At 63.1% G+C, this 23990-nt stretch carries 22 protein-coding genes and 1 pseudogene; 6 read left to right on the top strand and 17 right to left on the bottom strand.

The window, feature by feature from the left end; all coding sequences use genetic code 11:
- Positions 1 to 321 precede the first annotated feature (321 nt).
- A complete protein-coding gene (locus IF690_RS09915) occupies positions 322 to 1986 on the top strand; it encodes an electron transfer flavoprotein-ubiquinone oxidoreductase (RefSeq protein ID WP_202699923.1) in 1665 nt (554 codons plus the stop codon).
- Positions 1987 to 2063: 77 nt separating this feature from the next.
- On the opposite strand, the gene IF690_RS09910 is transcribed toward IF690_RS09915, so the two are convergent.
- Complete coding sequence (locus IF690_RS09910; RefSeq protein WP_202697134.1) at positions 2064 to 3008, bottom strand: IS110 family transposase; 945 nt, start codon at positions 3006 to 3008, stop codon at positions 2064 to 2066.
- Positions 3009 to 3485: 477 nt separating this feature from the next.
- On the bottom strand, positions 3486 to 4376 hold the full coding sequence (locus tag IF690_RS09905) for an AraC family transcriptional regulator (protein WP_202699922.1): 891 nt from the start codon (positions 4374 to 4376) through the stop codon (positions 3486 to 3488).
- Positions 4377 to 4556: 180 nt separating this feature from the next.
- Between IF690_RS09905 and IF690_RS09900 the strand changes: the two genes are divergently transcribed.
- Entirely contained in the window at positions 4557 to 5609 is a 1053-nt protein-coding gene (locus IF690_RS09900; RefSeq protein ID WP_202699921.1) for an NAD(P)-dependent alcohol dehydrogenase, read from the top strand.
- Between the two features lie 83 nt (positions 5610 to 5692).
- Here IF690_RS09900 and IF690_RS09895 read toward each other — a convergent pair whose 3' ends face one another.
- The 6 genes from IF690_RS09895 to IF690_RS09870 all read right to left on the bottom strand — a co-directional run bounded on the left by IF690_RS09895 (position 5693) and on the right by IF690_RS09870 (position 12122).
- Positions 5693 to 6490, bottom strand: coding sequence for an IclR family transcriptional regulator (locus IF690_RS09895; RefSeq protein ID WP_202701370.1), 798 nt, complete (start codon positions 6488 to 6490; stop codon positions 5693 to 5695).
- A 55-nt stretch (positions 6491 to 6545) separates the two neighbouring features.
- On the bottom strand, positions 6546 to 7856 hold the full coding sequence (locus IF690_RS09890; RefSeq protein WP_202699920.1) for an MFS transporter: 1311 nt from the start codon (positions 7854 to 7856) through the stop codon (positions 6546 to 6548).
- A gap of 155 nt (positions 7857 to 8011) precedes the next feature.
- The gene (gene dgoD, locus IF690_RS09885) at positions 8012 to 9160 is read right to left on the bottom strand and encodes a galactonate dehydratase (protein WP_202699919.1); all 1149 of its coding nucleotides are present in this window, start codon (positions 9158 to 9160) and stop codon (positions 8012 to 8014) included.
- A 47-nt stretch (positions 9161 to 9207) separates the two neighbouring features.
- Positions 9208 to 9828, bottom strand: a complete 621-nt coding sequence (locus IF690_RS09880) for a 2-dehydro-3-deoxy-6-phosphogalactonate aldolase (RefSeq protein ID WP_202699918.1) — start codon at positions 9826 to 9828, stop codon at positions 9208 to 9210.
- Positions 9829 to 9841: 13 nt separating this feature from the next.
- Complete coding sequence (locus IF690_RS09875) at positions 9842 to 10837, bottom strand: 2-dehydro-3-deoxygalactonokinase (RefSeq protein ID WP_202699917.1); 996 nt, start codon at positions 10835 to 10837, stop codon at positions 9842 to 9844.
- An 805-nt stretch (positions 10838 to 11642) separates the two neighbouring features.
- Complete coding sequence (locus IF690_RS09870; protein WP_007928100.1) at positions 11643 to 12122, bottom strand: GNAT family N-acetyltransferase; 480 nt, start codon at positions 12120 to 12122, stop codon at positions 11643 to 11645.
- 258 nt (positions 12123 to 12380) lie between these two features.
- Between IF690_RS09870 and IF690_RS09865 the strand changes: the two genes are divergently transcribed.
- Both IF690_RS09865 and IF690_RS09860 read left to right on the top strand, forming a co-directional pair.
- Positions 12381 to 13031: an HD domain-containing protein gene (locus tag IF690_RS09865; RefSeq protein ID WP_023968443.1), complete on the top strand. Its 651-nt coding sequence runs from the start codon at positions 12381 to 12383 to the stop codon at positions 13029 to 13031.
- Positions 13032 to 13139: 108 nt separating this feature from the next.
- Positions 13140 to 13265, top strand: a pseudogene (locus IF690_RS09860) (MFS transporter); the annotation flags it as partial.
- A 29-nt stretch (positions 13266 to 13294) separates the two neighbouring features.
- Here IF690_RS09860 and IF690_RS09855 read toward each other — a convergent pair.
- The gene (locus IF690_RS09855; RefSeq protein WP_202699916.1) at positions 13295 to 14275 is read right to left on the bottom strand and encodes a DUF3829 domain-containing protein; all 981 of its coding nucleotides are present in this window, start codon (positions 14273 to 14275) and stop codon (positions 13295 to 13297) included.
- A 384-nt stretch (positions 14276 to 14659) separates the two neighbouring features.
- Between IF690_RS09855 and IF690_RS09850 the strand changes: the two genes are divergently transcribed.
- A complete protein-coding gene (locus IF690_RS09850; RefSeq protein WP_202699915.1) occupies positions 14660 to 15040 on the top strand; it encodes a termination factor Rho in 381 nt (126 codons plus the stop codon).
- Positions 15041 to 15110: 70 nt separating this feature from the next.
- On the opposite strand, the gene IF690_RS09845 is transcribed toward IF690_RS09850, so the two are convergent.
- The 8 genes from IF690_RS09845 to IF690_RS09810 form a co-directional block, all read right to left on the bottom strand.
- A complete protein-coding gene (locus IF690_RS09845) occupies positions 15111 to 16043 on the bottom strand; it encodes a PfkB family carbohydrate kinase (RefSeq protein WP_202699914.1) in 933 nt (310 codons plus the stop codon).
- On the bottom strand, positions 16036 to 17502 hold the full coding sequence (locus IF690_RS09840) for a purine-cytosine permease family protein (RefSeq protein ID WP_202699913.1): 1467 nt from the start codon (positions 17500 to 17502) through the stop codon (positions 16036 to 16038). The genes IF690_RS09845 and IF690_RS09840 overlap by 8 nt, the downstream gene beginning before the upstream one ends.
- A 158-nt stretch (positions 17503 to 17660) precedes the next feature.
- A complete protein-coding gene (locus IF690_RS09835; RefSeq protein WP_202699912.1) occupies positions 17661 to 18659 on the bottom strand; it encodes an ADP-ribosylglycohydrolase family protein in 999 nt (332 codons plus the stop codon).
- A complete protein-coding gene (locus tag IF690_RS09830; RefSeq protein WP_202699911.1) occupies positions 18656 to 19369 on the bottom strand; it encodes a GntR family transcriptional regulator in 714 nt (237 codons plus the stop codon). The genes IF690_RS09835 and IF690_RS09830 overlap by 4 nt, the downstream gene beginning before the upstream one ends.
- A gap of 70 nt (positions 19370 to 19439) precedes the next feature.
- Complete coding sequence (locus IF690_RS09825; RefSeq protein ID WP_202699910.1) at positions 19440 to 20003, bottom strand: DUF1285 domain-containing protein; 564 nt, start codon at positions 20001 to 20003, stop codon at positions 19440 to 19442.
- 21 nt (positions 20004 to 20024) lie between these two features.
- Positions 20025 to 20627, bottom strand: a complete 603-nt coding sequence (locus IF690_RS09820) for a DUF4823 domain-containing protein (protein ID WP_202699909.1) — start codon at positions 20625 to 20627, stop codon at positions 20025 to 20027.
- A gap of 204 nt (positions 20628 to 20831) precedes the next feature.
- Entirely contained in the window at positions 20832 to 21800 is a 969-nt protein-coding gene (locus IF690_RS09815) for a GTP 3',8-cyclase MoaA (protein WP_009047842.1), read from the bottom strand.
- A gap of 139 nt (positions 21801 to 21939) precedes the next feature.
- The gene (locus IF690_RS09810) at positions 21940 to 22578 is read right to left on the bottom strand and encodes a TetR/AcrR family transcriptional regulator (protein WP_007928069.1); all 639 of its coding nucleotides are present in this window, start codon (positions 22576 to 22578) and stop codon (positions 21940 to 21942) included.
- Between the two features lie 78 nt (positions 22579 to 22656).
- Between IF690_RS09810 and IF690_RS09805 the strand changes: the two genes are divergently transcribed.
- Entirely contained in the window at positions 22657 to 23790 is a 1134-nt protein-coding gene (locus IF690_RS09805; RefSeq protein ID WP_202699908.1) for an aminotransferase class V-fold PLP-dependent enzyme, read from the top strand.
- Positions 23791 to 23990: the final 200 nt, after the last annotated feature.

The following is a 23990-nucleotide window of genomic DNA, read 5'->3' as shown; positions in this document are numbered from 1 at the left end:
CCTGCCTTTAGAGGTGCTCTTGAAACCAACAGTCAGCCTACGGCGAGCGCAAAACCGACCGTATCTTGACCGGAACGCCTATTCTGGTCAATACGCCAAAATGGCCAGTCATAAGCCGCGCTTCTTTGATTTACATGGGCTGCAGCAAATTCAAACAAACGTTTGTATTGGACGCTAAGAGTGGTGTAGATATAATGCGCCGCCTAGAGAGAAAGGCGGGTCGTTCATTGTCCCCTCCCCTGTCTGGCGGAGAAAACCATCGATGCGACACCCAACCTCCAATTAGAAAAAATCGTTGAGCCTTGAGTAGGAGATAGCCTAGTGGAACGCGAATACATGGAATTCGACGTGGTCATCGTCGGTGCCGGCCCCGCTGGCTTGTCCGCCGCCTGCCGACTGAAGCAGAAGGCCGCCGAAGCCGGTAAGGAAATCAGCGTCTGCGTGGTCGAGAAAGGCTCCGAAGTCGGTGCTCACATTCTTTCCGGCGCCGTGTTCGAACCGCGCGCCCTGAACGAGCTGTTCCCGGACTGGAAGGAACTCGGCGCCCCGCTGAACACCCCGGTCAAGCGCGATGACATCTATGTCCTGAAAAACGCCGAGAGCGCCAGCAAAGTTCCTGACTTCTTTGTGCCCAAGACCATGCACAACGAAGGCAACTACATCATCTCCCTGGGCAACCTGTGCCGCTGGCTGGCCCAGCAGGCCGAGAACCTGGGCGTGGAAATCTACCCAGGCTTCGCCGCCCAGGAAGCGTTGTTCGACGAGAACGGCGTGGTCCGCGGGATCATCACCGGTGACCTGGGTGTCGACCGCGAAGGCAATCCGAAGGAAGGCCTGTACACCCCTGGCATGGAACTGCGTGGCAAGTACACCCTGTTCGCCGAAGGCTGCCGTGGCCACATCGGCAAGCAACTGATCAAGCGCTTCAACCTGGACAGCGACGCCGACGCCCAGCACTACGGCATCGGTCTCAAGGAAATCTGGGAAGTCGATCCGGCCAAGCATCAGCCAGGCCTGGTGGTCCACACCGCCGGCTGGCCGCTGGACATCATGGGCACCGAGAACACCGGCGGCTCCTTCCTTTATCACCTGGAAAACAACCAGGTGGTGGTCGGCCTGATCGTCGACCTGTCCTACAGCAACACTTACCTGTCGCCGTTCGACGAGTTCCAGCGCCTCAAGCATCACCCGGTGTTCAAGCAGTACCTGGAAGGCGGCAAGCGCGTCAGCTACGGCGCGCGGGCCATCTGCAAAGGCGGCCTGAACTCGCTGCCGAAGATGGTGTTCAAGGGCGGCGCGCTGATCGGTTGCGACCTGGGCACCCTGAACTTCGCCAAGATCAAGGGCAGCCATACCGCCATGAAGTCCGGCATGCTCGCCGCTGACGCCGTGGCCGATGCGCTGTTCGCCGGCTCCGAAGGTGCCGACGAGCTGAACACCTATGTAGAAGCGTTCAAGTCCAGCTGGCTGTACGAAGAGCTGTTCGCCAGCCGCAACTTCGGCCCGGCGATCCACAAGTACGGCGCCATCGTCGGCGGCGGTTTCAACTGGGTCGACCAGAACCTCTTCGGCGGCAAGCTGCCGTTCACCCTGCACGACACCCAGCCGGACTACGCCTGCCTGAAGCTGGCCGCGGACTGCAAGAAGATCGACTACCCGAAACCGGACGGCAAGCTCAGCTTCGACAAACTCAGCTCGGTGTTCATCTCGGGTACCAACCATGAAGAAGAACAGCCCTGCCACCTGAAGCTGACCGATCCGAGCATCCCGATCGGCAAGAACCTGCCGCTGTACGATGAGCCTGCTCAACGCTACTGCCCGGCCGGGGTGTATGAAGTGATCACCAAGGAAGACGGCGAGAAGCGCTTCCAGATCAACGCCCAGAACTGCGTGCACTGCAAGACCTGCGACATCAAGGACCCGGCGCAGAACATCACCTGGGTCGCACCGGAAGGCGCGGGTGGCCCGACTTACCCGAACATGTAAGGCGTACGCTGGAAGAAAAAAGGCTCCCGAATGGGATAATGCCGATCAGTTAAGGCTTTTTGTAGGAGATTCTATGTCTACCCAACCGTATCAACCGCCGGTCGATATGGTTGTTGGGTCTTCATCAGGGCGAAAGCGATACGGGCCAACTTGCGGGCGAGGATGACCAGCGCTTCTGTTCGTTTCAGGCCGCGTTGCAGGTATTGCTGGTAACGCTGTTGCCAGGCGGCGGTCCTGCTTGCCGCCATGGCGGCGTTGTGGAGCAGGCGACGGATCTCCGAGTCGCCTTGCTTGCTCAGTTTGCGCCGACCGCTGTAGCGCCCGGATTCCTTGACCCGCACATCCAGGCCCAGGAAGGCGATGAACGCATCGCTGTTGCGGAAAGATCCTCGCAGGAACGCCAGGTTGAGGGCCGCAGCGGTGAGCGGGCCGATGCCTTCGATCGCCTGGCAACGCTTGGCCTGCTCAGCCAGGCCCGCCTCCTGCAACGCCTTGTGCACTTGCTCGTTAAGCCGCCGTTCCAGGCGTTTGATGCGCTCCAGTACCGGTTTCAGCTCCCGGGCCATCTGCCGGTCTTGAGCAAAACTCAGGCGCAAGGCGGTGGCGCTGCGGACCAGCGTGGCGCGCCGGCGCAGCAGCAGTTGCAGGCGCCGATAAGCCTTGCAGGCGGGGTTCCAGGGATGCAACTGGTTCTGCTCATGGGCCAGGTAACGCGCCAGCAAGCGGGCATCGCTCTGGTCGGTTTTGGCGCGGCCACCGATCCCCTTGCGGTAGTTGCTCAGGCGGTAGCCATCGATGACATAGATCCTGTGCCCACATTGGTAAGCCAGATCCGCCAGCAGGACGTGGTAAGTGCTGGTGGCCTCGATGGCCACGGCACAGTCTGCGGGCAATGTTTTCAACCAGGTCACGATCGCGCGTCGATCGTTGGCCAACGTAGCGCTTTGCTGCGTATCGAGGCGATACAGGCTCAGGTTTTCCTTGGCGACATCGATGCCGATGATGGGGGTTTGTATTGTCATGAGACGCTCCTGCAGACAAGATAAAACGACCTGTCGGGGACTCACGTTTGGCGCAGGCTTGTAGATATGGTCGGTCTTGAGGTGGTGCTCAAGCCGATGGATTCCTTATCGGCGCTTGTGGTGAACGCGAGAGTGGGGGAAATCTCCTACCGTCTGGCTTGCAGAAGCGAGTTAAGTCCCTCCACCCCGACAGGCCTACCTTAGGACATACAAGCGAGCTTGCTCGCGAAGAACTCCAGCACAGCGCGTTAAACCAGGCAGTACGCGTTATCGTTGACGTTTTTCGCGAGCAAGCTCGCTCCTACAGTCGAGCCAATCGCTTAACTGATCGGCATTACCCGAATGGGAGCCTTTTTTTGTTGCTTATGTAGGAGCACAGCTTGCGTGCGATAAGGCCTTGGCAATGTCTCTGCCAGACCGCGTCGCTATTCATCGCGGGCAAGCCTCGCTCCTGCAGAAGAGTGTTGCTCCATGCCATCAGGCCGCTCGTTCATCCCCCGGATTGCGTTCGAAGTAGCGCTTGTATTCACGACTGAACTGCGAGGTGCTCTGGTACCCCACCCGATGCGCCACCTGGGCCACGCCCAGCCCTTCCCCCAACAGAAACTGCTGCGCCTTGAGCAAGCGCAGGCGCTTGAGGTACTGCACCGGCGACAGCAGCGTGCTGCGCTTGAAGTGCTCATGGAAGGTCGAGGCACTCATGTTCGCGCAACGGGCCAGGGTCTCGACGTTCAGCGGCTCGGTGTAATGCTCGTGCAAGTGATTGAGCGAGGCGGAAATCCGCGCGAACTGCCCGTGCTGCTCCACCAGCGCGCGCAGCACATCGGCCTGCGGCCCGCGCAAGACGGTGAACATCAATTCGCGCAAGCGCGCCTGGCCCATGACCTTGCACTCCAGAGGATCGTGCAGGCAGCGCAGCAGGCGCTCCACGCAACCGCGCATGGTGTCGTCGAGCACCACCGAGGTCATGGACTCCGGGGTCTGCGCCTGGGCGCTGCGCCCCGCGGCAACGCCCATCGCCAGCACCAGTTCGCCCAACAACGCCCGGTCGAGGGCGATGGACACCCCGAGCAACGGCGCATCGGGCATGGCGAAGGTCTCGCACTCGAAGGGTACCGACAGCGCCTGGATCAGGTAATGCCCGGCGCCGTACTCCAGGGTCCGCGGGCCCAGGTACGCCAGTTTGCTGCCCTGGACGATGATCATCAGGCTCGGCTCATAGATTTGCGGGCCGCGGGCCACATCGCAACTGGCCCGCAGCACCATGACCCCGGGCAGCGCCGTGGGGACGAAACCGTCGCGGGTCGCAAGGGGCTGGATCAGGGACACCAGGGTGGCGTTGGCATCGAGATGACGGGTCAACAACATGGAGAAAACTTCACGGAAAAAGGGATGAAAACATCATCGCAGGTCTGAACGCCAATGCCGCGCGCAAATGGCCGATGGCGGAGGAATAGGCATGACATGGCGAGGAATCGCCATGTTCGCGCCAGGCAACGACGCCGAGAATAGCCCGCCTCACCTGTCAGTGCTCTTGCGAGGTTCATCATGTACACAGCCATCGGTTACGCCGCCCAGTCAGCCACCACGCCCCTCGCCCCCATGAGTTTTCAGCGACGCAGCCCGCGCCCCGACGACGTGGCCATCGAGATTCTCTACTGTGGTGTCTGTCACTCCGATATCCACCAGGCCCGCAATGAATGGGGCATCGCCGTGTACCCGCTGATGCCGGGCCACGAGATCGTCGGCAAGGTCACCGCGGTCGGTGCCCAAGTGACCAGGCACAAGGTCGGCGACCTGGTCGGCGTCGGCTGCATGGTCGACTCCTGCCGGCATTGCGAAGCCTGCGCCGCCAACCTGGAACAGTACTGCCTGGAAGGCCCGACCATGACCTACGCCACCCCGGACCGGGTCGACGGCAGCAACACCATGGGCGGGTACTCCGACAGCATCGTGGTCAGCGAGCACTTTGTCGTGCGTATCCCCGAGAAACTCGACCTGGCCAGCGCCGCGCCGATCCTCTGCGCGGGCATCACCACCTACTCGCCGCTCAAGCATTACGGGGTGAAGGCTGGCGACAAGGTGGGCATTCTCGGCATGGGCGGCCTGGGCCACATGGGCATCAAGTTCGCCAAGGCCTTGGGCGCAGAAGTGACCCTGTTCACCCGTTCGGCGAGCAAGGCCGAGGAAGGTCGTCGCCAGGGCGCCGATCATGTGATCGTCTCCACCGACGCCGAGCAGATGAAAGCCGCGGCCGGTCGCTTCGACTTCCTGCTGGACACCATCCCGGTGCAGCACGACCTCAACCCCTACCTGGATACCCTGCGTTTTGACGGCGTACACATCCTGGTCGGCCTGATCGAACCGGTGGAGCCGCCCGTGCACGCGGCCAAGCTGGTGCTAGGCCGTCGCGTGCTGGCCGGCTCGCTGATCGGCGGCATCGCCGAAACCCAGGAAGTGCTGGATTTCTGCGCCAAGCACAACATCACCTGCGACATCGAAATGCTCGATATCCGCCAGATCAACGAGGCTTACGCGCGGATGATCGCCGGCGATGTGAAATACCGCTTCGTCATCGACATGGCGACCCTCAAGCAATAAACGCAGCCCCCTGGGAGCGAGGCTTGCCCGCGATGGCGATGGACCTCCATCGCGGGCAAGCTCCGCGCCTACAGAAGCCTGGGTCAGCCGCCGAGTTCGGCAGAGATGCCAGCCGCGGCCTGCTTGATCACCGGGACCAGCTCGGCCATCTTCTCCAGCGGCATGTACGGCACGGTGCTGGCAATACTGATGCCGGCGACGATCTTGCCGCTGGCATCGCGGACTGGCGCCGCCACGCAACGGATCGACGGTTCGTTGTCCTCCAGGTCGAAGGCATAACCGCCCGCCACATATTCCTGCATGCGCTGCTGGAACTGCTCCCAGGTCGGCTCTTCGTGTTGTGGCCAGAGCGCGTTCCGGCCCCCCGCCGGCAGGCTCACTTCATATAAACGCTGCCACTCCCGGGGCGAGCTATCGAGCAGCAGCGCCTTGCCGATCCCGGTGCGCGCCAGCGGCATGCGATGGCCGACCCGCGAGCGCATTTCCGGACCATTGCGCCCTGGGTTCTTGTGCAGGTACAGCACATCGTCGTCTTCGCGAATCGCCAGGTGAATGGTGTCGCCGGTCAACGCCGACAGCTCATCGAGGAATGGCCTGGCCAGGGTCACCAACGGCAAGGCTTCGCGGGCCTGGAAACCCAGCTCGATCAGCTTCGGCCCCAGCAGGTAGCCGACCTGCGGCACCACCCTCAGGTAACGCTCGTCCACCAGGCAACTGGCCAGGCGATGGGTGGTGCTGCGGGTGGTGCCGATCAGCCGGGCGATTTCCTTGAGGTCGCGGGCACCGCTGGCCACGGCCTGCACCACCGCCAGGCCACGGAGCAATGTCTGGGTACCGGTGGGGGCGGCATCCTTGGCGGTCTTTGCTGCGTCGTCCTGCATATCCAGCCTTTTGAGGGTGAGAACGGGCGGCATTATGGTCGCCCGCCCCCCGCCACTACAACTCGATACGCTCGACCTTGCCCACCAGCAACACGTAGGACAGGGCCCCCGCCAGCGCCAGCACGGCAATGTAGGTAATGGCCGGGGCGAAGGAGTCGCCGCTGGCCAGGAAGCCGATGACGATCGGCGTGGCGATCGCCGACAGGTTGCCGATGAAGTTGAACACCCCGCCGGTCAGCCCCAGCAACCGTGCCGGCGCCAGGGTCGAGACCAGCGACCAGGTGATCGAGGCCAGGCCGTTGCCGAAGAACGCCAGCGCCAGGAAGGCGATCACCAGCGGCGTCGACTCGACGAAGTTGGCGCCGATGATCGAGGTGGAAATCAGCAGCCCGCCAATGATCGGCAGCTTGCGGGCAAAACCCACCGAGGCGCCACGCCGGATCAGCCAGTCGGAGAAGAACCCGGAACACAGCACGCCGACAAAGGCCGCGAGGAACGGCAGCGAAGCCAGCAGGCCGGACTTGATGAAATCCATGCCGCGGTACTTCACCAGGTAAGTGGGGAACCAGGTGAGGAAAAACCACAGGGTCGAATTGAGGCAGAACTGCCCCAGATAAATGCCCCACAGCTTGCGCTTGCTCAGGACAATCCCCAGGTCCGTCCAGCTGAAACGCGCCTTGCGCTTGGCCGTCTCGCGCTGGATATCCACCAGGCCGCCGTCCTGGCGGATCAGGTCGATTTCCGCCGGGTTGGCGCCCTTGAAATCCCGTGGTTCGCGATACACCGCGTACCAGATCGCCGCCCACAGAATGCCCACCGCGCCGGTGACGACAAACACCATCTGCCAGCCAAAGGCATGCTGCAGCCAGGCCAGCACCGGGGTGAGAAAGGCCAGCCCGACAAACTGCCCGGAGGTGTAAAAGCCGATGGCCGTGGCGCGCTCGCGCTCGGGAAACCAGGTGGTCACCACCCGGCTGTTGATCGGATAGGCCGGCGCCTCCAGCGCGCCCACCGCCATGCGCAGGACGAACAGGGCAATAAAGCTGGCGGCGAAACCGAGCATCACCGTCGCCAGCGACCACAGCAGCAGCGCCGCGGTGTAGAGAATGCGCGGCGGCACCCGGTCCACCAACCAGCCACCGGGGATCTGCATGGCGGCGTAAGTCCAGCCGAAAGCCGAGAAAATCAGCCCGACGTGGATCGGGTCGATGCCCAGGTCGCTGGTCAGCGCCGGCGCGGCGATCGACAGGTTGCTGCGATCCAGGTAGTTGATCACCACCGTGATGAACAACAGCACCATGATGAAAAAACGCTTGCGGCTCGGCGCGACCAGCGACGCCTGCCCGGTGAAGGTTTCCGGTTGCATGGGAATGCCTTTTCTTATGGTTATTGAGGGCAATGTTTCTCTGTACCTGGAGGCGCGAGATGGCTCGCGATGGCGTCGCTTGCTTCACCGCGATAAGCGTCAGACCCTGTCGTCCGCATCGCGAGCAAGCTCGCTCCTACAAGAGATGAATCAACTCACCATTCGGCGAAGCTGCCGTCGGCATGGCGCCAGATCGGATTGCGCCAGCGGTGGCCGATGGCCGCGCGCTCGATGACGTATTCCTCGTTGATCTCGATGCCCAGGCCCGGGCCGTCGGGAATCTTCACCATGCCTTGCTGGTAGTCGAAGACGCGCGGGTCCTTGACGTAATCCAGCAGGTCGTTGCTTTCGTTGTAATGGATGCCCAGGCTCTGCTCCTGGATGAAGGCGTTGTAGCAGGCCGCGTCCAGTTGCAGGCAGGCGGCCAGGGCAATCGGCCCCAGCGGGCAATGCAGGGCCAGGGCCACGTCGTAGGCTTCGGCCATATTGGCGATCTTGCGGGTCTCGGTGATGCCGCCGGCATGGGAAGCATCCGGCTGGATGATGTCGACGTAACCTTCGCTGAGCACCCGCTTGAAATCCCAGCGCGAGAACAGCCGCTCGCCCAGGGCGATCGGGGTGTTGGTCAGTGGTGCCAGCTCCTTGAGGGCCTCGTAGTTTTCGCTGAGCACCGGCTCTTCGATAAACATCAGCTTGTAGGGATCGAGTTCCTTCATCAGCACCTTGGCCATGGGCTTGTGCACCCGGCCATGGAAGTCGACGCCGATCCCGACGTTGGGGCCGACCGCGTCACGCACCGCGGCCACGTTGGCCAGGGCCAGGTCGACCTTGTCGAAGGTGTCGAGGAACTGCAGCTCCTCGGTGCCGTTCATCTTCACCGCGGTAAAACCACGCGCCACCGCCTCTTTGGCGGCGCGCGCGGTATCGGCCGGACGGTCGCCGCCGATCCACGAATAGACGCGGATCTTGTCCCGCACCTGGCCACCCAGCAGGTCGCTGACCGACACCCCCAGGGCCTTGCCCTTGATGTCCCACAGCGCCTGGTCGATACCGGCCAGGGCACTCATGTGGATCGCGCCGCCGCGGTAGAAGCCGCCGCGGTAGAGCAGGGTCCAGATGTCCTCGATATTGCGCGGGTCCTTGCCGATCAGGTAATCGGCCAGTTCGTCCACGGCGGCGGCCACCGTGTGCGCCCGCCCTTCGACCACGGGCTCGCCCCAGCCGGTGACCCCCTCGTCGGTCTCGACCTTGAGAAAACACCAGCGCGGCGGAACGATAAAGGTGGTCAGTTTGGTGATTTTCATCTTCTTGTCTCTCTTGTCGGATGCAGCGCCGATGGCGCAGGAAAGTCTTAAGCCAGGGCGTTCCAGGCAGCGACATAGGCCTTGGCGCGAGTCGCCACCTCGGCAACGCTCATCCCCGGCTTGAACAACCCGGAACCGAGGCCGAAGCCCTTGACCCCGGCGTCGACGAACACCTGCATGTTGTCCGCAGTGATCCCACCCACCGGCAGCAGCACGGTGCCGGCCGGCAATACCGCGAGCCAGGCCTTGACCACCGCCGGGCCCATCTGCTCGGCGGGGAACAGCTTGAGCACGTCGGCGCCTTCGGCCAGCGCGGCAAACGCCTCGGTCGGCGTGGCCACGCCGGGGGACAGAGACAGGCCGGCGGCCCTGGCCGCGCGCAGCACCTTGGGGTCGCTGTGGGGCATGACGATCACCTGGCCGCCCGCGGCCTTGACGTGCTCGACCTGCTCCGGGGCCAGCACCGTGCCGGCGCCGATCAGGCAATCGGCGGGCAAGGCGTCGCGCAGGATGCGGATGCTGTCGAAGGGTTGTGGAGAGTTGAGCGGCACCTCGATAACCCGAAACCCCGCCTGATACAGCACCTCGCCGATGGCCGCCGCTTCTTGCGGACGCAGCCCCCGGAGAATGGCGATCAGGCCGTTGTGTGCCAGTGCTTGCTTGAGCATGTCGGACCTCTTTTCAAGGGTGAGCGCAAGGGACGCGCGCCAGCAGCCCGGCCGCTTCGGCCAGGTGCCATAAACCGCGTTCGGTGGCCTGTTCGGCCAGGATTGCCCGGGGAAAACCACAGGCGGACAAGGCCCGGCTGTAACGGGCGCACAGCTGGGAATTGCCGATCAGCACGATCGACGGCAACGGGTCACTGTGGCGGCGCCGCTGCACGGCGGCCAGTGCGCAGAGTTCGTGGCCGATCAACAGGCCCGACAGATAGTCCGGCTGGGCGCGGCCGCTGAGTTCACCGGTCAACCCCAGGCTGCGGGCGCTGAACAGAGTCGACAGCGGGCCGATCTCGCCCTCGGCGGACAAAGCCACCTGCACGCCACGGTCGAAGGCCTCGACATCGAACGTCGCGCCACGCTCCTGGGTGCGGCCGAGAATGCTGTGTTGACTGAGCACGGCAAACAACTCGCCGGTCATGAAAGTGTCGAAATGGACGATGCAACCATCGGCCACCTGCACCCATTTGGAATGACTGCCAGGCAGGCCGATCAGCACGTCGTCCCCTGCCCCGTCCGGCAGTTGCGGCAGCGCGCCCAGCACCTGGGTTTCTTCGCCCCGCATCACGTTCGGTAAGCGCGAACGCTGGATCACCCCCGGTACGATATGCACGTCCACCCCGCGCCGGCTGCGCAAGGTCACCAGGGCCTGCCCGAGCTGGGCGACATCCGCCGGGGTCTCGCAGTAACTGGCCTCGCACCAGCCCTGGGCACTGCCGACCATGCCACAGGCAATCACCGGCAGCCCCGGCTGCGCATCAAGCCAGTCGCCGCAGGCGTCGTCGAAGGCCAGTTCGAAACCGTCGTCGCAGCGCTGGCCGGCAACCATCCGCGCCACCTTCGGCAGTTGCATGATCCCCGAGGTCAACGCACGTTGTTCCAGCACCTGGCCGCCTGCTGCGAGTTTGTAAGCACGAAGGGAGGTGGTTCCCCAATCGAGCGCGATCAATTGCGCCTGCATCGCTTCACCTGTGAGTTGTTTTTGGCAGTGAGTGCTGATGGCGGCGACTATAAACCCGACGAAATAAAAATCTCAATATATAAATTACAATCCCATATTTCGGGATAAAACAGTCCTGTAGCCGCTGCCGAGCCTTAGCGAGGCTGCGATCGACCGCGAAGCGGGCGCAGGATCTTGAGACCGCTGGAGGACCTTCGGCCCTATCGCAGCCTCGCTGGCGCTCGGCAGCGGCTACAGGGTTTAGCGCCGACCGGCAGGTCGCGCCCGGCTTTTTGATCTTGATCCACCCGCCCCATCGGGAGGCTTCGTTCCGGTGTTCATCAGGGGAATGGCGCGCAGCGCCCCTCGACGCGGTCGAGGACATCGCATGGAGGTCGAAGCGAAGCCGACCGGAGTCGATGCCCCCTGATGGACACCGGAGCGAAGGCCGGACTCAGGGGCAAGCCCTTTTGGTTACTTTTGCCTGGGCCGGCATTCCGGGCGTTTGGTAAAAGTGACTCGCCGTCAGGCGAAACCGTAAGTGGCCGTGACCGCAGCAACGGATATGTACACCGTCCAAAATGTGGGTGAGCTGCATCAAATACAAATACCCAACCGACAAGGCACCTGGCCAACGCCAGCGCGATCTTGCTACGTGACAGCTGCGATTTGATGGACGTGATGGGTTGGAAATTGCAGGCCTGAAGCCCTAATGCACAACGGCAGCCCGGAGTATGTGGGCTGCCTTGAGAATGACATTGGCTCTCAATCCACGGGCAATCGAACGTCGACCCGCCGCCCCTGCAGGGAGAACACAGGAAAAAGATCAGCCCTGGGCAAACGCGCGCAGCACATCGCCATCCATGCGATACCTCACCCACTCTTCCTGGGGTTGGGCGCCCAGGGATTTGTAGAACTGGATCGCCGGTTCGTTCCACTCCAGCACGCTCCACTCGAAGCGCCCGCAACCGTTGTCGCAGGCGATCCGCGCCAGGTGCCGCAGCAGTTGCTTGCCAGCGCCGCCGCCGCGTTGTGCAGGGGTGATATAGAGGTCTTCCAGGTACAGGCAGTTGCTGCCCAGCCAGGTGGAATAGCTGAAGAAAAACACCGCGAAACCGATCGGCACGCCATCGCGCAGGCAGATCAGGCCGTGGGCCGTGGCGCCTTCGCTGAACAGGCTGCGCTCGATGTCGGCGACGCTGGCGATGACCTCATGACGAGCGCGTTCGTAATCGGCCAACTCCCTGATGAAGGCAAGGATTTGCGGTGCATCGCTGGGCACGGCTGGACGGATTTCGACGGACATCGGCGGGTCTCGGTTGGAAGGCAGGCGGCCATATTAGATCGACAGGGGAAGGACATGCACGGGTATTTCACAAAGGATATGCCTGGAGGTCGTGGCGAGTGATTGTCCATGTCGGACTTGCCGATTCCCGTAACCGGTGCCGCAGACTTGCCGACCGGCCAGCCAACAAAGGACGCAGGCAGGAGCGCCACGGGCCTTATCGCCGCCTTCGACAGCAGCTACAGTGGCGCGTTATTCACCCGCTGATGGCTCCCCCCGATGACCGCCCACGCTTTCGCTCCCCTGCCCGATCTCGCCAACACCCTGCTGCCCCACGCCTTGGAGCCCGTCGACGACGGCGCCCACGACCTGTCGCACCTGCAGCGGGTGTGGGCCAATGTGCGGCGTATCGCCAGGGAAGACGGCGGCGACTTGCAGGTGCTGCTGGCCGCCACCCTGCTGCACGACTGCGTCGCCGTGGAAAAGAGCTCACCGCTACGCGCCCAGGCCTCGCGCCTGTCGGCGGAAAAGGCCGCGGCCCTGCTGCACCGGCTGGGCTGGCCCGAAGCCAAGATCGCCGCGGTGGCCCACGCCATCGAAGCCCACAGTTTTTCCGCCGCCATCCAGGCCGACACCCTGGAGGCGAAGATCCTGCAGGATGCCGACCGTCTCGACGCCCTGGGCGCTCTCGGCGTGGCCCGCACCTTCTATGTCGGCGGCCGGTTGAACCGAGCCTTCTACGACCCCCACGACCCGCACGCCGAGCACCGCGGCTACGACGACCTGAACTTCACCCTCGACCATTTCCACACCAAGCTGCTGCACTTGGCCGAGGGCTTCCAGACCGTGACTGGCGCGCGCCTGGCGCAGGTGCGGCATGCCCGCCTGAAGCGCTTCATGGACGAGTTCATCGATGAGATCGGCGGCTGACTCACTCCGCTGTGGGCTAACCCTGAAGCCTGCAAGATCACAACTAACGCGACAGCCGCCCATGGTAGAACGGCGCCTCATGAATCCAACAACAAACGAGGCCTGCGCATGTCCAGCGCTACCCCACCGCCCATGGTTCCAGCCAGGCTGTTCGGGCTGTTCTGCATCGCCAGCTACCTGCTGTCGCTGTCCTATGGCTCGACCTTCCTGCTCTCGCTGCTGATCGGCACCCGCGTCGCAACGCGGGTGCCGACAGCGCCGACTCAGCAGGTCGGATGGTTGAAGCGATTGATCATGTTGCCGTAGGTGCGGTTGTAGCGGTTGGCCGAGCGAACGATGCTCGAACTCTGCATATGCGCCGGCAGGTTCTTCATCGCGCCTTCGGGAGCACGCTTGTACACCCCGTCCTTGACGTCGCGGATGATCGAACGCGACTGGCCGATGAACTCATTGATTTCCAGCATCCCGCCAGCGCACGACTTGCCGCTCTGCGCCGCCTGGGCGCTGACCTTGCCATTCCAGCCCGCGGCCGCGTCGGCCACCAGTGCCAGGGACTTCTCGAAAGCCGCCAGGGCCTGCGGATCGTTCGGCTCGGCGAACAGCGTCTCGGCATCGGCGGTATTGAGTTTGCCGTAGTAGATCAACCCGGCACGGTAGTAGGCCGCGGTGTCTTTCGGCGCCTCGTCGAAGGCCTGCTTGGTCAGCGCCAGGTCCCGCGCGCCAAGGCCGGCGTAGAAGTCCTGCTCCTTTTCGCTGACCGCAGTCAGGGCGGCCAGATAGGCCTGGCTCTGGCGACGGGCCAGCTCGCCGTTGTCGCTCAGGTAGCCCTTGGAAGTGGCGTAGTTCTGCAGCTCATGACTCAGCGGCGAGAGGGTTTTCAGGGCCGCGGAAAAGGCCTGGGCCGCCTGATCCACTTCCGGGATTGGCGTATCGATGGCCAGGGCGCCATCCAGGGCCCGGCTCAGGCGATCGATGAGGATATCGTTGCCGACGCTGAAAGCGCTGATCGGCGCCTTGCCCGCCAGGGCCGGCACCTCGTACTGCTGGTAACGCTGGAGGAACGTCTGGAAGGATTCGCTGATGCTGTTCGCCGCACCGACGTACTGGTTGTATTTGTCGATTTCCTGCTGCCGGGCATCGACCTGTGCCGCGGGCTGGCTGACCTTTTCACTCTTGTCGCCACAACCGGCCAGCAGCACGCTGCCGCCCAACAGGGCCGCAGCCAAAAACATCCGGGTATTCATTGGTTCATTCCTTTAAAAACAGGCCACGACCACACCGCACGGCAGCGGCAGACCGGTGACGGGGTTGGATTTGCGCAACAGGGGATTGATAGCGGGGCCGCCCCTGATCTGGGGCGCAAGAATCATCCATGAGCATCTCGCGAAAAGGCCTGACAACTCGTCAGACGCATCCATTTTCGGGGCAGGCATTGTGCGAGACTTCCCCCGCCCTGGCAAACCTCGGGCCATCCTGACCTGCCGCTTTTGTGCGCAATGCTGTGCTTCTGTGACAGCGATCACACCCTTCTGGCACCGATGTCGAGAGCCCCATTCGTCGATTCCCGGGCACTTATCGGCCTTTCTCCCGCCCCAACTTCAGGTACCCATTGCCAAAGGAGAGCCCTCATGCCTCGTGGAAGCAAAGCCAAATACACCGCCGAACAGAAGCGCAAGGCCGCGCATATCGAAGCCGGCTACGAAGCCAAGGGCGTGCCCAAGGACGAGGCCGAAGCGCGCGCCTGGGCCACGGTGAACAAGCAGTCCGGTGGTGGCGAAAGGGCTGGCGGCTCCGGGCAACGCACACCGGCCTCGGAAAAGGCCGCCGCGCGCCAGTCCTCGGCCAGGCGTGCCGTCGCCAGCCGTGAGGGACACGCCCGCAACAGCCAGGCCTCGCTGAGTACCCAGACGAAAGACAGCCTGCTGAAGGAAGCCCGGGTGAAGAACATCCGCGGCCGCTCGACCATGAGCAAGCAGGAGTTGATCGAGGCATTGCGCAAGGCGGGATAAACCGCGATCGCGAGCTGTGCTCCCTGTAGCAGCGAGCTTGCTCGCGATCCCCTCACTCCGTCAGCAAGTGTCAGGCGTGGACGCTGTTCCCATTGACCAACGCATCCACCTCCGCCACGCCCGGCGCGGTGGCCGGCCCCCAGCGGGTCACCGCCAGGGCCGCCGCGGCGTTGGCACGACGCGCCGCCTGCAACGGCTCCAGCCCCTGCGCCAGGGCCGCGACGAAGACTCCGGCATGGGCATCGCCAGCGCCGTTGCTGTCCACCGCCTGGACCTTGAAGCCCGGCACATGGGCGCTGTGGCCATGCTGGCTGACCCAGCAGCCCTGCGGGCCGTCCCTGACCACCAGCAACACCTCCTGTGGCAGCCCCTCATGCAAGCGTCGCAGGGCTGCTGCGATGGTCGAGGTCCCGGTGAAGCGCAACGCCTCGACGCCGTTGCTGGTCCAGATATCGATACGCGGCAGCAGCCGGCGCATGGCCGCGGCGTCCGGCGAATCCACCAGCGGACCCGGATCGAACACCAGCCGGATCGCCCGTGGCAAGGCCAGCAGCCAGTCCAGCAAAGCCTCGGCCTTGCCGGCATGCAACAGGCTGTAGCCACTGACATAGACAAAGTCGTCGGCCTGTACCGCGACACCGGCCAGGTCCCGGGCCGACAGCTGGCCTTCCGCCCCGATATAGGAAATGAAGCTGCGTTCGGCCGTGGCTTCGGTCAGCGCCACGCACAGCCCGGTGTCCTCGGTGCGGCTGGCCTCGAGAGCAATCTGGATACCCTCGGCGCGCATCGCCTCGCGCGCCAGATCCCCGAAGCGACCGTTGCCGTGGCGTCCCAGGTACAGCACCGGCAAGCCGTTGCGCTGGGCGGCAGCCATCACGTTGAAGCCGCCGCCGGCCTCGAAGCTAGCGGACTGTGCCAACACGTCGCCGCCGGAGCTCGGCAGGCGCTCCACGGACATCACCAGGTCGACCATGACCTGGCCGGTGTGCAGCATTCTAGGCATTGGCATTCTCGACAAAGGCAGCGCGGCGGTCCCTGGCCCCGCCCAGCACGGCATACACGCCGCCGGCCACCAGGAAGGTGACGATCCAGCCCAGGCCGTTATGGCCCAGCCAGGAATCGGCCAGCGGCCCGGCGAACCAGACGTTCTCGGCGGTGGTGCCGATGGTGGTGAAGCTGAAACCCAGCACTATGGCCAGCGCCCAGGCGCCGAAGGCCCGCCATTCGACCCCGCCGCGATACCAGTAGGCGCTGCTCGGGCTGACGTCCAGCAGGTCCTTGGGGCTGTAGTAGTGACGGTGGATCAGGTCGACCACGAAGATCCCGACCCAGGCAGTGATGGGCACCGCCAGCAACGAGATAAAGGTAATGAACGGCCCGTAGAAGCTCTCGGCGATCAACATGAAGTAGATGGAGCCGGCAAAGATCGCCACGATGTCCACCACCACCGCATACACCCGCTTGACCTTGAGCCCCAGGGTCAGGGTGGTCAGGCCGGCCGAGTACACCGACAGGTTGTTCGACAGCAGCAGGCCGCCGAAGGCGGTGATCAGGTACGGCACCGCCATCCAGGTCGGCAGCATGTCGCGAATCGCCACGATCGGATCGGTGGCCGAGGCCAGGTCGTCGTTACCCACCGACAGCAGGCCGCCCAGGGTAATCAGCAGCACCAGCGGAATGCCCGCGCCGAAGGCCGCCGACGCCACCAGGCGCGCGGCCTTGACGCTGCGGTGCTGATAACGCGACATGTCGGCACCGGCATTGGCCCAGCCGATACCGGTGCCCGCGGCCATGGTGCCAACCCCGATGATCATCGCGCTCAGCGGCGCCGGGGTGGCGTTGAACACGGCGCTCCAGTCGATGGTGGCGCAGAGGAAGCCGCCCACCAGCAGGTTCAGCGCGCCGAACACATAGGTGGCCCACTTCTGGATCACCAGCAGGGTCGCGTGGCCAAGGCCGGAGACGGCCAGGGTCAGCAGCACGAAAATACCGATGAACAGCAGGGTCAGCAGCGGCGCGCTTTTGGCCTCCACTGGCGAGCCGAACAGGATCGAACACAGCGACAGCAGGACGAAGGCGGCGGTGGTGGTGTTGACGGTTTCCCAGCCCAGGCGCGACATCAGCGACACCAGGGTCGGGCCGATATTGCCACGCACGCCGAAGATCGCCCGCGACAGCGTCAGGCTCGGCGCCCGCCCGCGACGGCCGGCAATGGAAATGATCCCCACCACCGCGAACGAACCGGCGGCACCAAGGATGGCGACGATGATCGCCTGTCCGATCGACAGGCCGCGAAAGGCTACCAGGGTCGCCCCCAGCGGCAAGCCGAGGATGCTGATATTGGCGGCGAACCAGACCCAGAACAGTTGCAGCGGATGGCCATTGCACTCGCCTTCCGGTACCGGCTCGATGCCGCGGGTTTCCAGTTGCCCGGCGCTTTGCCCGGGGTTCGATGCACTCATGAAAACACTCCTGTTGCCTTTGTTGTGATTGTCGGCAATTTCGGAAGTCGATCAGACGTCCCGGCATTCCTCGCCGTGTTCCTGCTATCCATGGCAAATAAGCTTCAGCGACGGCTCGCGCACAGGGGGTGGGAGCCCTGGCCAAGCAGCCAGTCGCTTTAACGCAGGGCCAGCAGCCCCTGCACCAGCGGTTCGAGATCCAGGTCGTTGACCTGCTTGATCTGCCCGATCAAGGCGGCCGGCCAGCACTCCATCCCCTGGCAGGCTCCTAGCATCGCGCCGAGGATCGCGGCAATGGTATCGGTGTCGCCCCCCAGGCTGGCGGCCATGCACAGCGCCTCGAACGCCTGCAGCTCGCCGATGGCTACCTGATGCGCCAAGGCAAAGGACACCACCACCGATTCCTGGGAAGCGACGGAAGTACCGATCAGGTCGTACAGCAGATCGGCCAGCAGTGCCTTGTCGCTTTCGACGCTGAGGCTACGCGCCCAACTGATACGGGTGGCGATACGGCCGCCGGCCACCCAGTGGCCATGCTTCTCTGCCTCCTGGGCGATCTGCACGCCGATCTGCAAGGCGTCGCCCAGCGGCACGCCATTGATCCCGGCGGACACCACCGCCGCCACCGCCGCCGCGCTGGAGATACCCAGCGTGGTGTTATGGGTGACCTGGCAGGCCTCTACCACCGCACGGATAAAGTCCTGGGCATCGTCGACATTCGCCGCGATACCCACCGGGGTGATGCGCATCGCCGCGCCGTTGGTGGTGCCGTAGCGCCCGGCCTCTTCCGCGGTATGGCCGGCGAGGATCATCTCTATCGCGCGTTTGGTCGACGGGCCCAACAGGTCCTGGGAGCCCTTGGCCTGCATCGCCGCTTCCCATTCGATCAGGCTGTGGGCCAGCACCGCCGGTTCGATCCGGCCCTTGCCCGCGACCAGCAGGTCGCCGACCAGGATTGCCTGCTCGGTGTCATCGGTAATCGAACCCTTGGGCATATTGGCGGCAATCGGTTGATCGGGGCCGGCATCTTCCAGGCTGCGGATGGCACCGAAGCGCTGCTTGATCTGTTGCCGGCTCAGGGATTGGGTCGGCATGCCCAAGGCATCGCCCAGCGCCAGCCCGTAAAAGGCGCCCAGAGCGCGATCCAGCGGGATCATTTCTGCGCTCCGAATTGCAGGTGCAGGCGAAAGTGCACCGGGTCGAGAAAACTTTCCACCTGCTCCATGAAACGTCCGCGACGGTCATAGGTGGTCCGCAGGGCCTTGAGGAATACACTGCCAACCGGACGCCCCAGCAGGTGCGCCTGTTCTTCGTTCAATGGCTCGGCGCCGATCCATTGATCGCCGCGATCGCCGATGTAGCCATAGGCGGCCAGGGTAATGGTCAGGGAATCATCGATCAGCCCTACCTGCGGCAGGCTTTCCAGGCCTCCGGTGGCAGGCATCAGGGAACGTTCAAGGGAAACCACGGTGCCGTCGGTAGAGCGCCGGCGCCGGTCCAGGACGATGAACTGGTCAGTGCCGAAGCGGCTGAGCAGGTCGGGACGCTGCACCGCTTCCAGGCGCAGCACCTCGGTGTTGATCAGCGCACCGGTGTCCGCCAGGGCCTGGGCCCAGCCGCTCTGCTGGTCCAGCACCACGCCGTCATAGGTGACGATGGAGCCGACCCCGCTCTGGGTGGCGATGTAGTTGCGGCGTTTGAGTTCGGCCAGAGCCTCACGCAGCGTGCCACGACTCACCGAGAATTCCTGGGCCAACTGATGCTCGCCCGGCAACAGGAAACCGTCCTCCATGAGGCCGCTTTCGATGCGTCGGATCAGCTCATCGACCACGCGTTTTTTCTTGTCAAATCGAACATGTCTAATCATGTACAAATTGATACCCGAAACGGGATCTTCGTCGCAAGATATTTATTCGGGAAACAAGGTATTTCGGAGCTCAGGGCTCCAGGCCGATCGGGAAGAACGCCCCGCCGCTCCAGACGCCCAGCCAGTTCTGACCGTCGATCGGACGGCTCACCGCCAGCTCCACCAGTTGGTAGAACACATTGCGGTGCACCAGCGCCTCCAGGTTGCTGCGCACATGAACGTAAGGCGCCGGCTCCTGGGTCTGCGGGTCGATCACCACCCGCAGCGGATGCTCGCTGCCGGCGCTGATCTGCTCGTCGACATGGGTGGTAAAGCGCAGGACCTGGGCCTCACCCTGGCCTTCGACCTCCAGGGCGACAGCGACAAAAGGCGCGTCATCGACCTTGATGCCGACCTTTTCCACCGGGGTGATCAGGAAATAGTCGTCGCCGTCGCGGCGAATGATGGTGGAGAACAGCCTGACCATGGGTTTGCGGCCAATGGGGGTACCCAGGTAGTACCAGGTGCCGTCACGAGCGATACGCATATCGATATCGCCACAGAAGTCGGGATTCCACAGGTGGACCGGCGGCAAGCCCTTCTCCGCCTTGGGAATCTGCGCCAACAGATCGTTGGCTTTGCCCGGACCACTCATGCTGCTCTCCTCGTGCTTGGCTTAATCGCTCAAGCCTAACAGGCTGCGGGCGTATTGTTCGAGCGGCGGGCCAAGCAGGTCTTCCGGCTTGTTGTCGTGGAACGTCAGTAAACCGCCACGACTGCGAATCCGCGCGGTATCGATCAGGTACTGGGTACTGGTCTCGATCAGCATGATCTGAATCACACCGTTGTCGACCCCCAGGCGATCCACGGCTTCCTGGTCGAACCATTCATCGGAGTTGCCGATACGGTCGTCGGCCTTGGCGAAACGGGTGTACAGCAGGTAATGCGCACCTGCCTCACGGGCTTCGGCCATGGCCTGGTCCAGGCCCTCCGGAGCCCGGGCGCGACGGACCATTGGGAAGTATTCGATAAAGCCCTTGAAGGCTTCCTCGGCTACCACGTTGGGGCGCGGATAGGCGCTGCCCGGCGGCGCAAAGGCGCCCTGGGCGATGAAAATGAACGAGTCCGGCTGAACGCGGAACGAGTTGGAGCGCTGGGTATTACTGTGATCGAGGAAACCCGCGTCACCCATGTGATAGCGAACACCCTCGCCCATATCGCTGACATTCATGCAGCCGCCGAGCCCCAAAAAAGCCAGCAGCAAAACCAGGCTACGCATCCTTCCCTCCAGAAGCCGGTGACGGAAAACCGGCGAATGGCCACGAGATGCAGCTTCCGCGCCAGCTCAGGCTCCCGTAGCCGCTGCCGCAGCCAGCAACCCAATAAATGCGATTGACCTGAGAGAAGTGGGGCGCCTGGATTGGCGAGGGCTGCGAGCCTGCGGCAGCGGCTACAGAGAGACGGGAGTCAGGGCGATCGACGCTTAGCCGCCGATGATTTTCATCACCGTCGCACCACCGGAGAACGCCACATCCTGCTTGTCGCCCAAGGCTTTGACCAGCAGGCGCTGCAAGGCCGGCAAGGCTTGATGGCGCGGTTTGTCCAGCAGGTCGCCGACATAATGCCGGTTGCTCGACGACAGGCAACCGTGCAGCCAGCCGGTGGACGACAACCGCAGGCGCGAGCAGGTCCGGCAGAACGGCACGCTTTCGTTGGCGATCACGCCGAAATGGCCCAGCCCCGGAATTTCATAACGCACGGCGGTGGCATCCACCGGGGCATCGGCCTGCAGGTATTCGTAGCGCTCGCCGATCAGGCTCAGCAGCTGTTGCAGGCTGACGAACTGCTGCAGGAAGGCATTGGAATCGCTGGCCAGGTGGCCCATGCGCATCAGCTCGATAAAGCGCAGTTCATAGCCACGTTCCAGGCAGTAGTCGAGCAGCGGCATCACCTGGTCCAGGTTCTGCCCGCGCAGCGGCACCATGTTGACCTTGATTTTCATGCCCGCCGCGCGAGCCTGGTCCATGCCGTCGAGCACGGTTGCCAGGTCGCCGCCACGGGCAATGCTGCGAAAAGCCGAGGCGTCCAGGGTGTCGAGGGAAACATTGATGCGCCGGATACCGGCATCCACCAGCAGCGGCAGCTTGCGTGCGAGCAATTGGCCGTTGGTGGTCAGGCTGATGTCTTCCAGGCCCATCTGCCCCACCGCGCCCATGAAGGCTTCGAGTTTCGGGCTGACCAGGGGTTCGCCGCCGGTGATGCGCAGGCGTTCGATGCCTGCCGCCTCGATCAGGTAGGCCACGCCGCGCGCCATGGCTTCGGCCGACAACTCGTCCTGGGCAGCCACCAGCCGCTTGCCGTTGGGCACGCAGTAGGTACAGGCGTAGTTGCAGGCAGAAGTCAGGCTGATACGCAGGTTGCGAAAACGCCTGCCTTGACGGTCAACGATCATGGATGACTCCGGCGAAGGAAGAGTGAACCGACCAAAACCTGACTCAAAAATCAGGTTTTGGCAAGTCCCATGCCTGAGTATATTCCTGGGACACTGCGCCATATAGAGAAATCATGGCGCCATAAGGCGACTGAATGAATCAGCTGCCGGAGCTATCGGGGTCGCGCTTGCGCTTGTTGCCCATGCGCACACCGATGTCCATCAGGAACTGGAAGAAGCCTTCCTGGTCTTCCAGCACGTTGCTCCAGAACGGCGAGTGGTACAGCGCCACCGCGCCATGCACCAGCGCCCAGGCCGCGCAGTAGTGGAAGTAAGGCGGCACGTCTTCGAGCTTGCCTTCGCTGATGCGACCCTTGATCAACAAGGTCAGGCGTTCGAAGTTGGAAGCACGGATCTTGTGCAACTCCTCGACCATTTCCGGCACCTGGTTGCCCTTGACCACTTTCTCTTCCAGGCGATCGAACAGCCGGTAACGCTGTGGATCACGCATGCGGAATTCGAAGTAGGCCCGGGACAGGGCTTCCTTATCCTTGTCGACATCGGCAGAGTGCAGCAGCTCGTTCAGGTCGCGCTCATAATCGAGCATCAGGCGCAGATAGATCTCCGCCTTGGACTTGAAGTGCTTGTAGATGGTCCCTTTGCCGATACCAACGGCATCAGCGATCATCTCGACGGTGACGCTGTCTTCACCTTGATCGAGGAACAGCTTGAGCGCGGTATCGAGAATTTCTTGCTCGCGGCGACGAAACTCACGGACCTTACGAGGTTCTTTCTGCATAAGAAAAGGTCTGTCGGGGTCAAAATCGAAGCCGCGTATTATGCCTAAATTGCGCCAAAATGCACGGATCATCCGACCATGACTATGTTTCTTGATGAGTTTGTACAGGCCCCGGGCCTGCGTTATTTGAATCACGCAGCTGTCGCCCCCTGGCCGAACCGGGCCGCCGAAGCCGTGGCGCGCTTCGCCAAAGAGAACGTTTTGCTGGGTGCGCGGGACTATCCGGACTGGATGGCCCTTGAACAACGCCTGCGCGAACGCTTGATGCGCTTGCTAAATGCACCGTCAACGGATGACATCGCGCTGGTCAAAAATACTTCGGAAGCACTGTCATTCGTCGCCTTTGGCCTGTCCTGGGAAAAAGGCGACCAGATCGTCATCAGCGACGAAGAATTCCCCTCCAACCGCATCGTCTGGGAAGCCCTGGCCAGCCAGGGCGTGGAAGTGCTCCACGTCAGCCTCAAGGGCGACGACCCGGAAGGCGCGCTGCTGGCCGCCTGCGGGCCGCGCACCCGGTTGATGGCGATCAGCGCGGTGCAGTTCGCCAGCGGCCTGCGCCTGGACCTGCAGCGCCTGGGCGCCGGTTGCAAACAGCAGAACGTGCTGTTCTGCATCGACGCCATCCAGCAACTGGGCGCCCAACCCTTCGATGTCCAGGCCTATCAATGCGACTTCGCCATGGCCGACGGCCACAAATGGATGCTCGGGCCTGAAGGCCTCGGCGTGTTCTATTGCCGCAGCGAGCTGCGCGCGCAGCTCGAGCTCCATGAGTTCGGCTGGCACATGCTGGAACACATGGGCGATTACAGTCGCAGCGAATGGGAGCCGGCCAAGAGCGCCCGACGCTTCGAATGCGGCAGCCCGAACATGCTCGGCGCCATGGCCCTGGAGGCAAGCCTGTCGTTATTGGAAGAAGTGGGCATGGAGCACGTGGCGACCTTGATCGCCGAACGGGTGCAGTGGCTTCAGGATGGCCTGAACGCGATCCCCGGCGTACGCCTGCACACCCCGCTCAACCCTGCCCGACGCGGCGGAATTTTTTCGTTCAGTATCGATGGCATTGATAATCAGGTGGTTTATGAGGCGTTGCAACAGCAACAGGTAGTGTGCATTCCTCGCGGCCCAGGGGTTAGATTTTCACCGCATTTCTACACCGAAAAGCGCGTGATCGACGAAACTCTCGAGATCGTGGCTGGAATCGCCCGGCAATGAGAACTCAAGCGAAGCGCTCGTATTCCAAATTTGTTTAAAAAACGAGCAAGGCCAACTGGACTGAATTCAATAGTGATCAATACTTGAAGTGTCGGCGTGACATCTCCCCCAAGTGAAGCGCCGATGAAGGTACCAAGGGATGGCGTGCCTTTGTTTTACTCCTAATGGTCTTAACCCGGATTCACCCCCCAGAACCCGGG

Source organism: Pseudomonas sp. SK3(2021) (assembly GCF_016772375.1).
GTDB lineage: Bacteria > Pseudomonadota > Gammaproteobacteria > Pseudomonadales > Pseudomonadaceae > Aquipseudomonas > Aquipseudomonas chlororaphis_I.
This window is presented reverse-complemented; position numbering and strand designations above follow the sequence as displayed.

What these genes read in the sequence shown, in the direction of transcription:
- IF690_RS09910 (WP_202697134.1), bottom strand. Translation starts at nt 3,008, where the DNA reads ATGACAATACAAACCCCCATCATCGGCATCGATGTCGCCAAGGAAAAC.
- IF690_RS09905 (WP_202699922.1), bottom strand. Translation starts at nt 4,376, where the DNA reads ATGTTGTTGACCCGTCATCTCGATGCCAACGCCACCCTGGTGTCCCTG.
- IF690_RS09900 (WP_202699921.1), top strand. Translation starts at nt 4,557, where the DNA reads ATGTACACAGCCATCGGTTACGCCGCCCAGTCAGCCACCACGCCCCTC.
- IF690_RS09895 (WP_202701370.1), bottom strand. Translation starts at nt 6,490, where the DNA reads ATGCAGGACGACGCAGCAAAGACCGCCAAGGATGCCGCCCCCACCGGT.
- IF690_RS09890 (WP_202699920.1), bottom strand. Translation starts at nt 7,856, where the DNA reads ATGCAACCGGAAACCTTCACCGGGCAGGCGTCGCTGGTCGCGCCGAGC.
- dgoD (WP_202699919.1), bottom strand. Translation starts at nt 9,160, where the DNA reads ATGAAAATCACCAAACTGACCACCTTTATCGTTCCGCCGCGCTGGTGT.
- IF690_RS09880 (WP_202699918.1), bottom strand. Translation starts at nt 9,828, where the DNA reads ATGCTCAAGCAAGCACTGGCACACAACGGCCTGATCGCCATTCTCCGG.
- IF690_RS09875 (WP_202699917.1), bottom strand. Translation starts at nt 10,837, where the DNA reads ATGCAGGCGCAATTGATCGCGCTCGATTGGGGAACCACCTCCCTTCGT.
- IF690_RS09870 (WP_007928100.1), bottom strand. Translation starts at nt 12,122, where the DNA reads ATGTCCGTCGAAATCCGTCCAGCCGTGCCCAGCGATGCACCGCAAATC.
- IF690_RS09865 (WP_023968443.1), top strand. Translation starts at nt 12,381, where the DNA reads ATGACCGCCCACGCTTTCGCTCCCCTGCCCGATCTCGCCAACACCCTG.
- IF690_RS09855 (WP_202699916.1), bottom strand. Translation starts at nt 14,275, where the DNA reads ATGAATACCCGGATGTTTTTGGCTGCGGCCCTGTTGGGCGGCAGCGTG.
- IF690_RS09850 (WP_202699915.1), top strand. Translation starts at nt 14,660, where the DNA reads ATGCCTCGTGGAAGCAAAGCCAAATACACCGCCGAACAGAAGCGCAAG.
- IF690_RS09845 (WP_202699914.1), bottom strand. Translation starts at nt 16,043, where the DNA reads ATGCCTAGAATGCTGCACACCGGCCAGGTCATGGTCGACCTGGTGATG.
- IF690_RS09840 (WP_202699913.1), bottom strand. Translation starts at nt 17,502, where the DNA reads ATGAGTGCATCGAACCCCGGGCAAAGCGCCGGGCAACTGGAAACCCGC.
- IF690_RS09835 (WP_202699912.1), bottom strand. Translation starts at nt 18,659, where the DNA reads ATGATCCCGCTGGATCGCGCTCTGGGCGCCTTTTACGGGCTGGCGCTG.
- IF690_RS09830 (WP_202699911.1), bottom strand. Translation starts at nt 19,369, where the DNA reads ATGATTAGACATGTTCGATTTGACAAGAAAAAACGCGTGGTCGATGAG.
- IF690_RS09825 (WP_202699910.1), bottom strand. Translation starts at nt 20,003, where the DNA reads ATGAGTGGTCCGGGCAAAGCCAACGATCTGTTGGCGCAGATTCCCAAG.
- IF690_RS09820 (WP_202699909.1), bottom strand. Translation starts at nt 20,627, where the DNA reads ATGCGTAGCCTGGTTTTGCTGCTGGCTTTTTTGGGGCTCGGCGGCTGC.
- IF690_RS09815 (WP_009047842.1), bottom strand. Translation starts at nt 21,800, where the DNA reads ATGATCGTTGACCGTCAAGGCAGGCGTTTTCGCAACCTGCGTATCAGC.
- IF690_RS09810 (WP_007928069.1), bottom strand. Translation starts at nt 22,578, where the DNA reads ATGCAGAAAGAACCTCGTAAGGTCCGTGAGTTTCGTCGCCGCGAGCAA.
- IF690_RS09805 (WP_202699908.1), top strand. Translation starts at nt 22,657, where the DNA reads ATGACTATGTTTCTTGATGAGTTTGTACAGGCCCCGGGCCTGCGTTAT.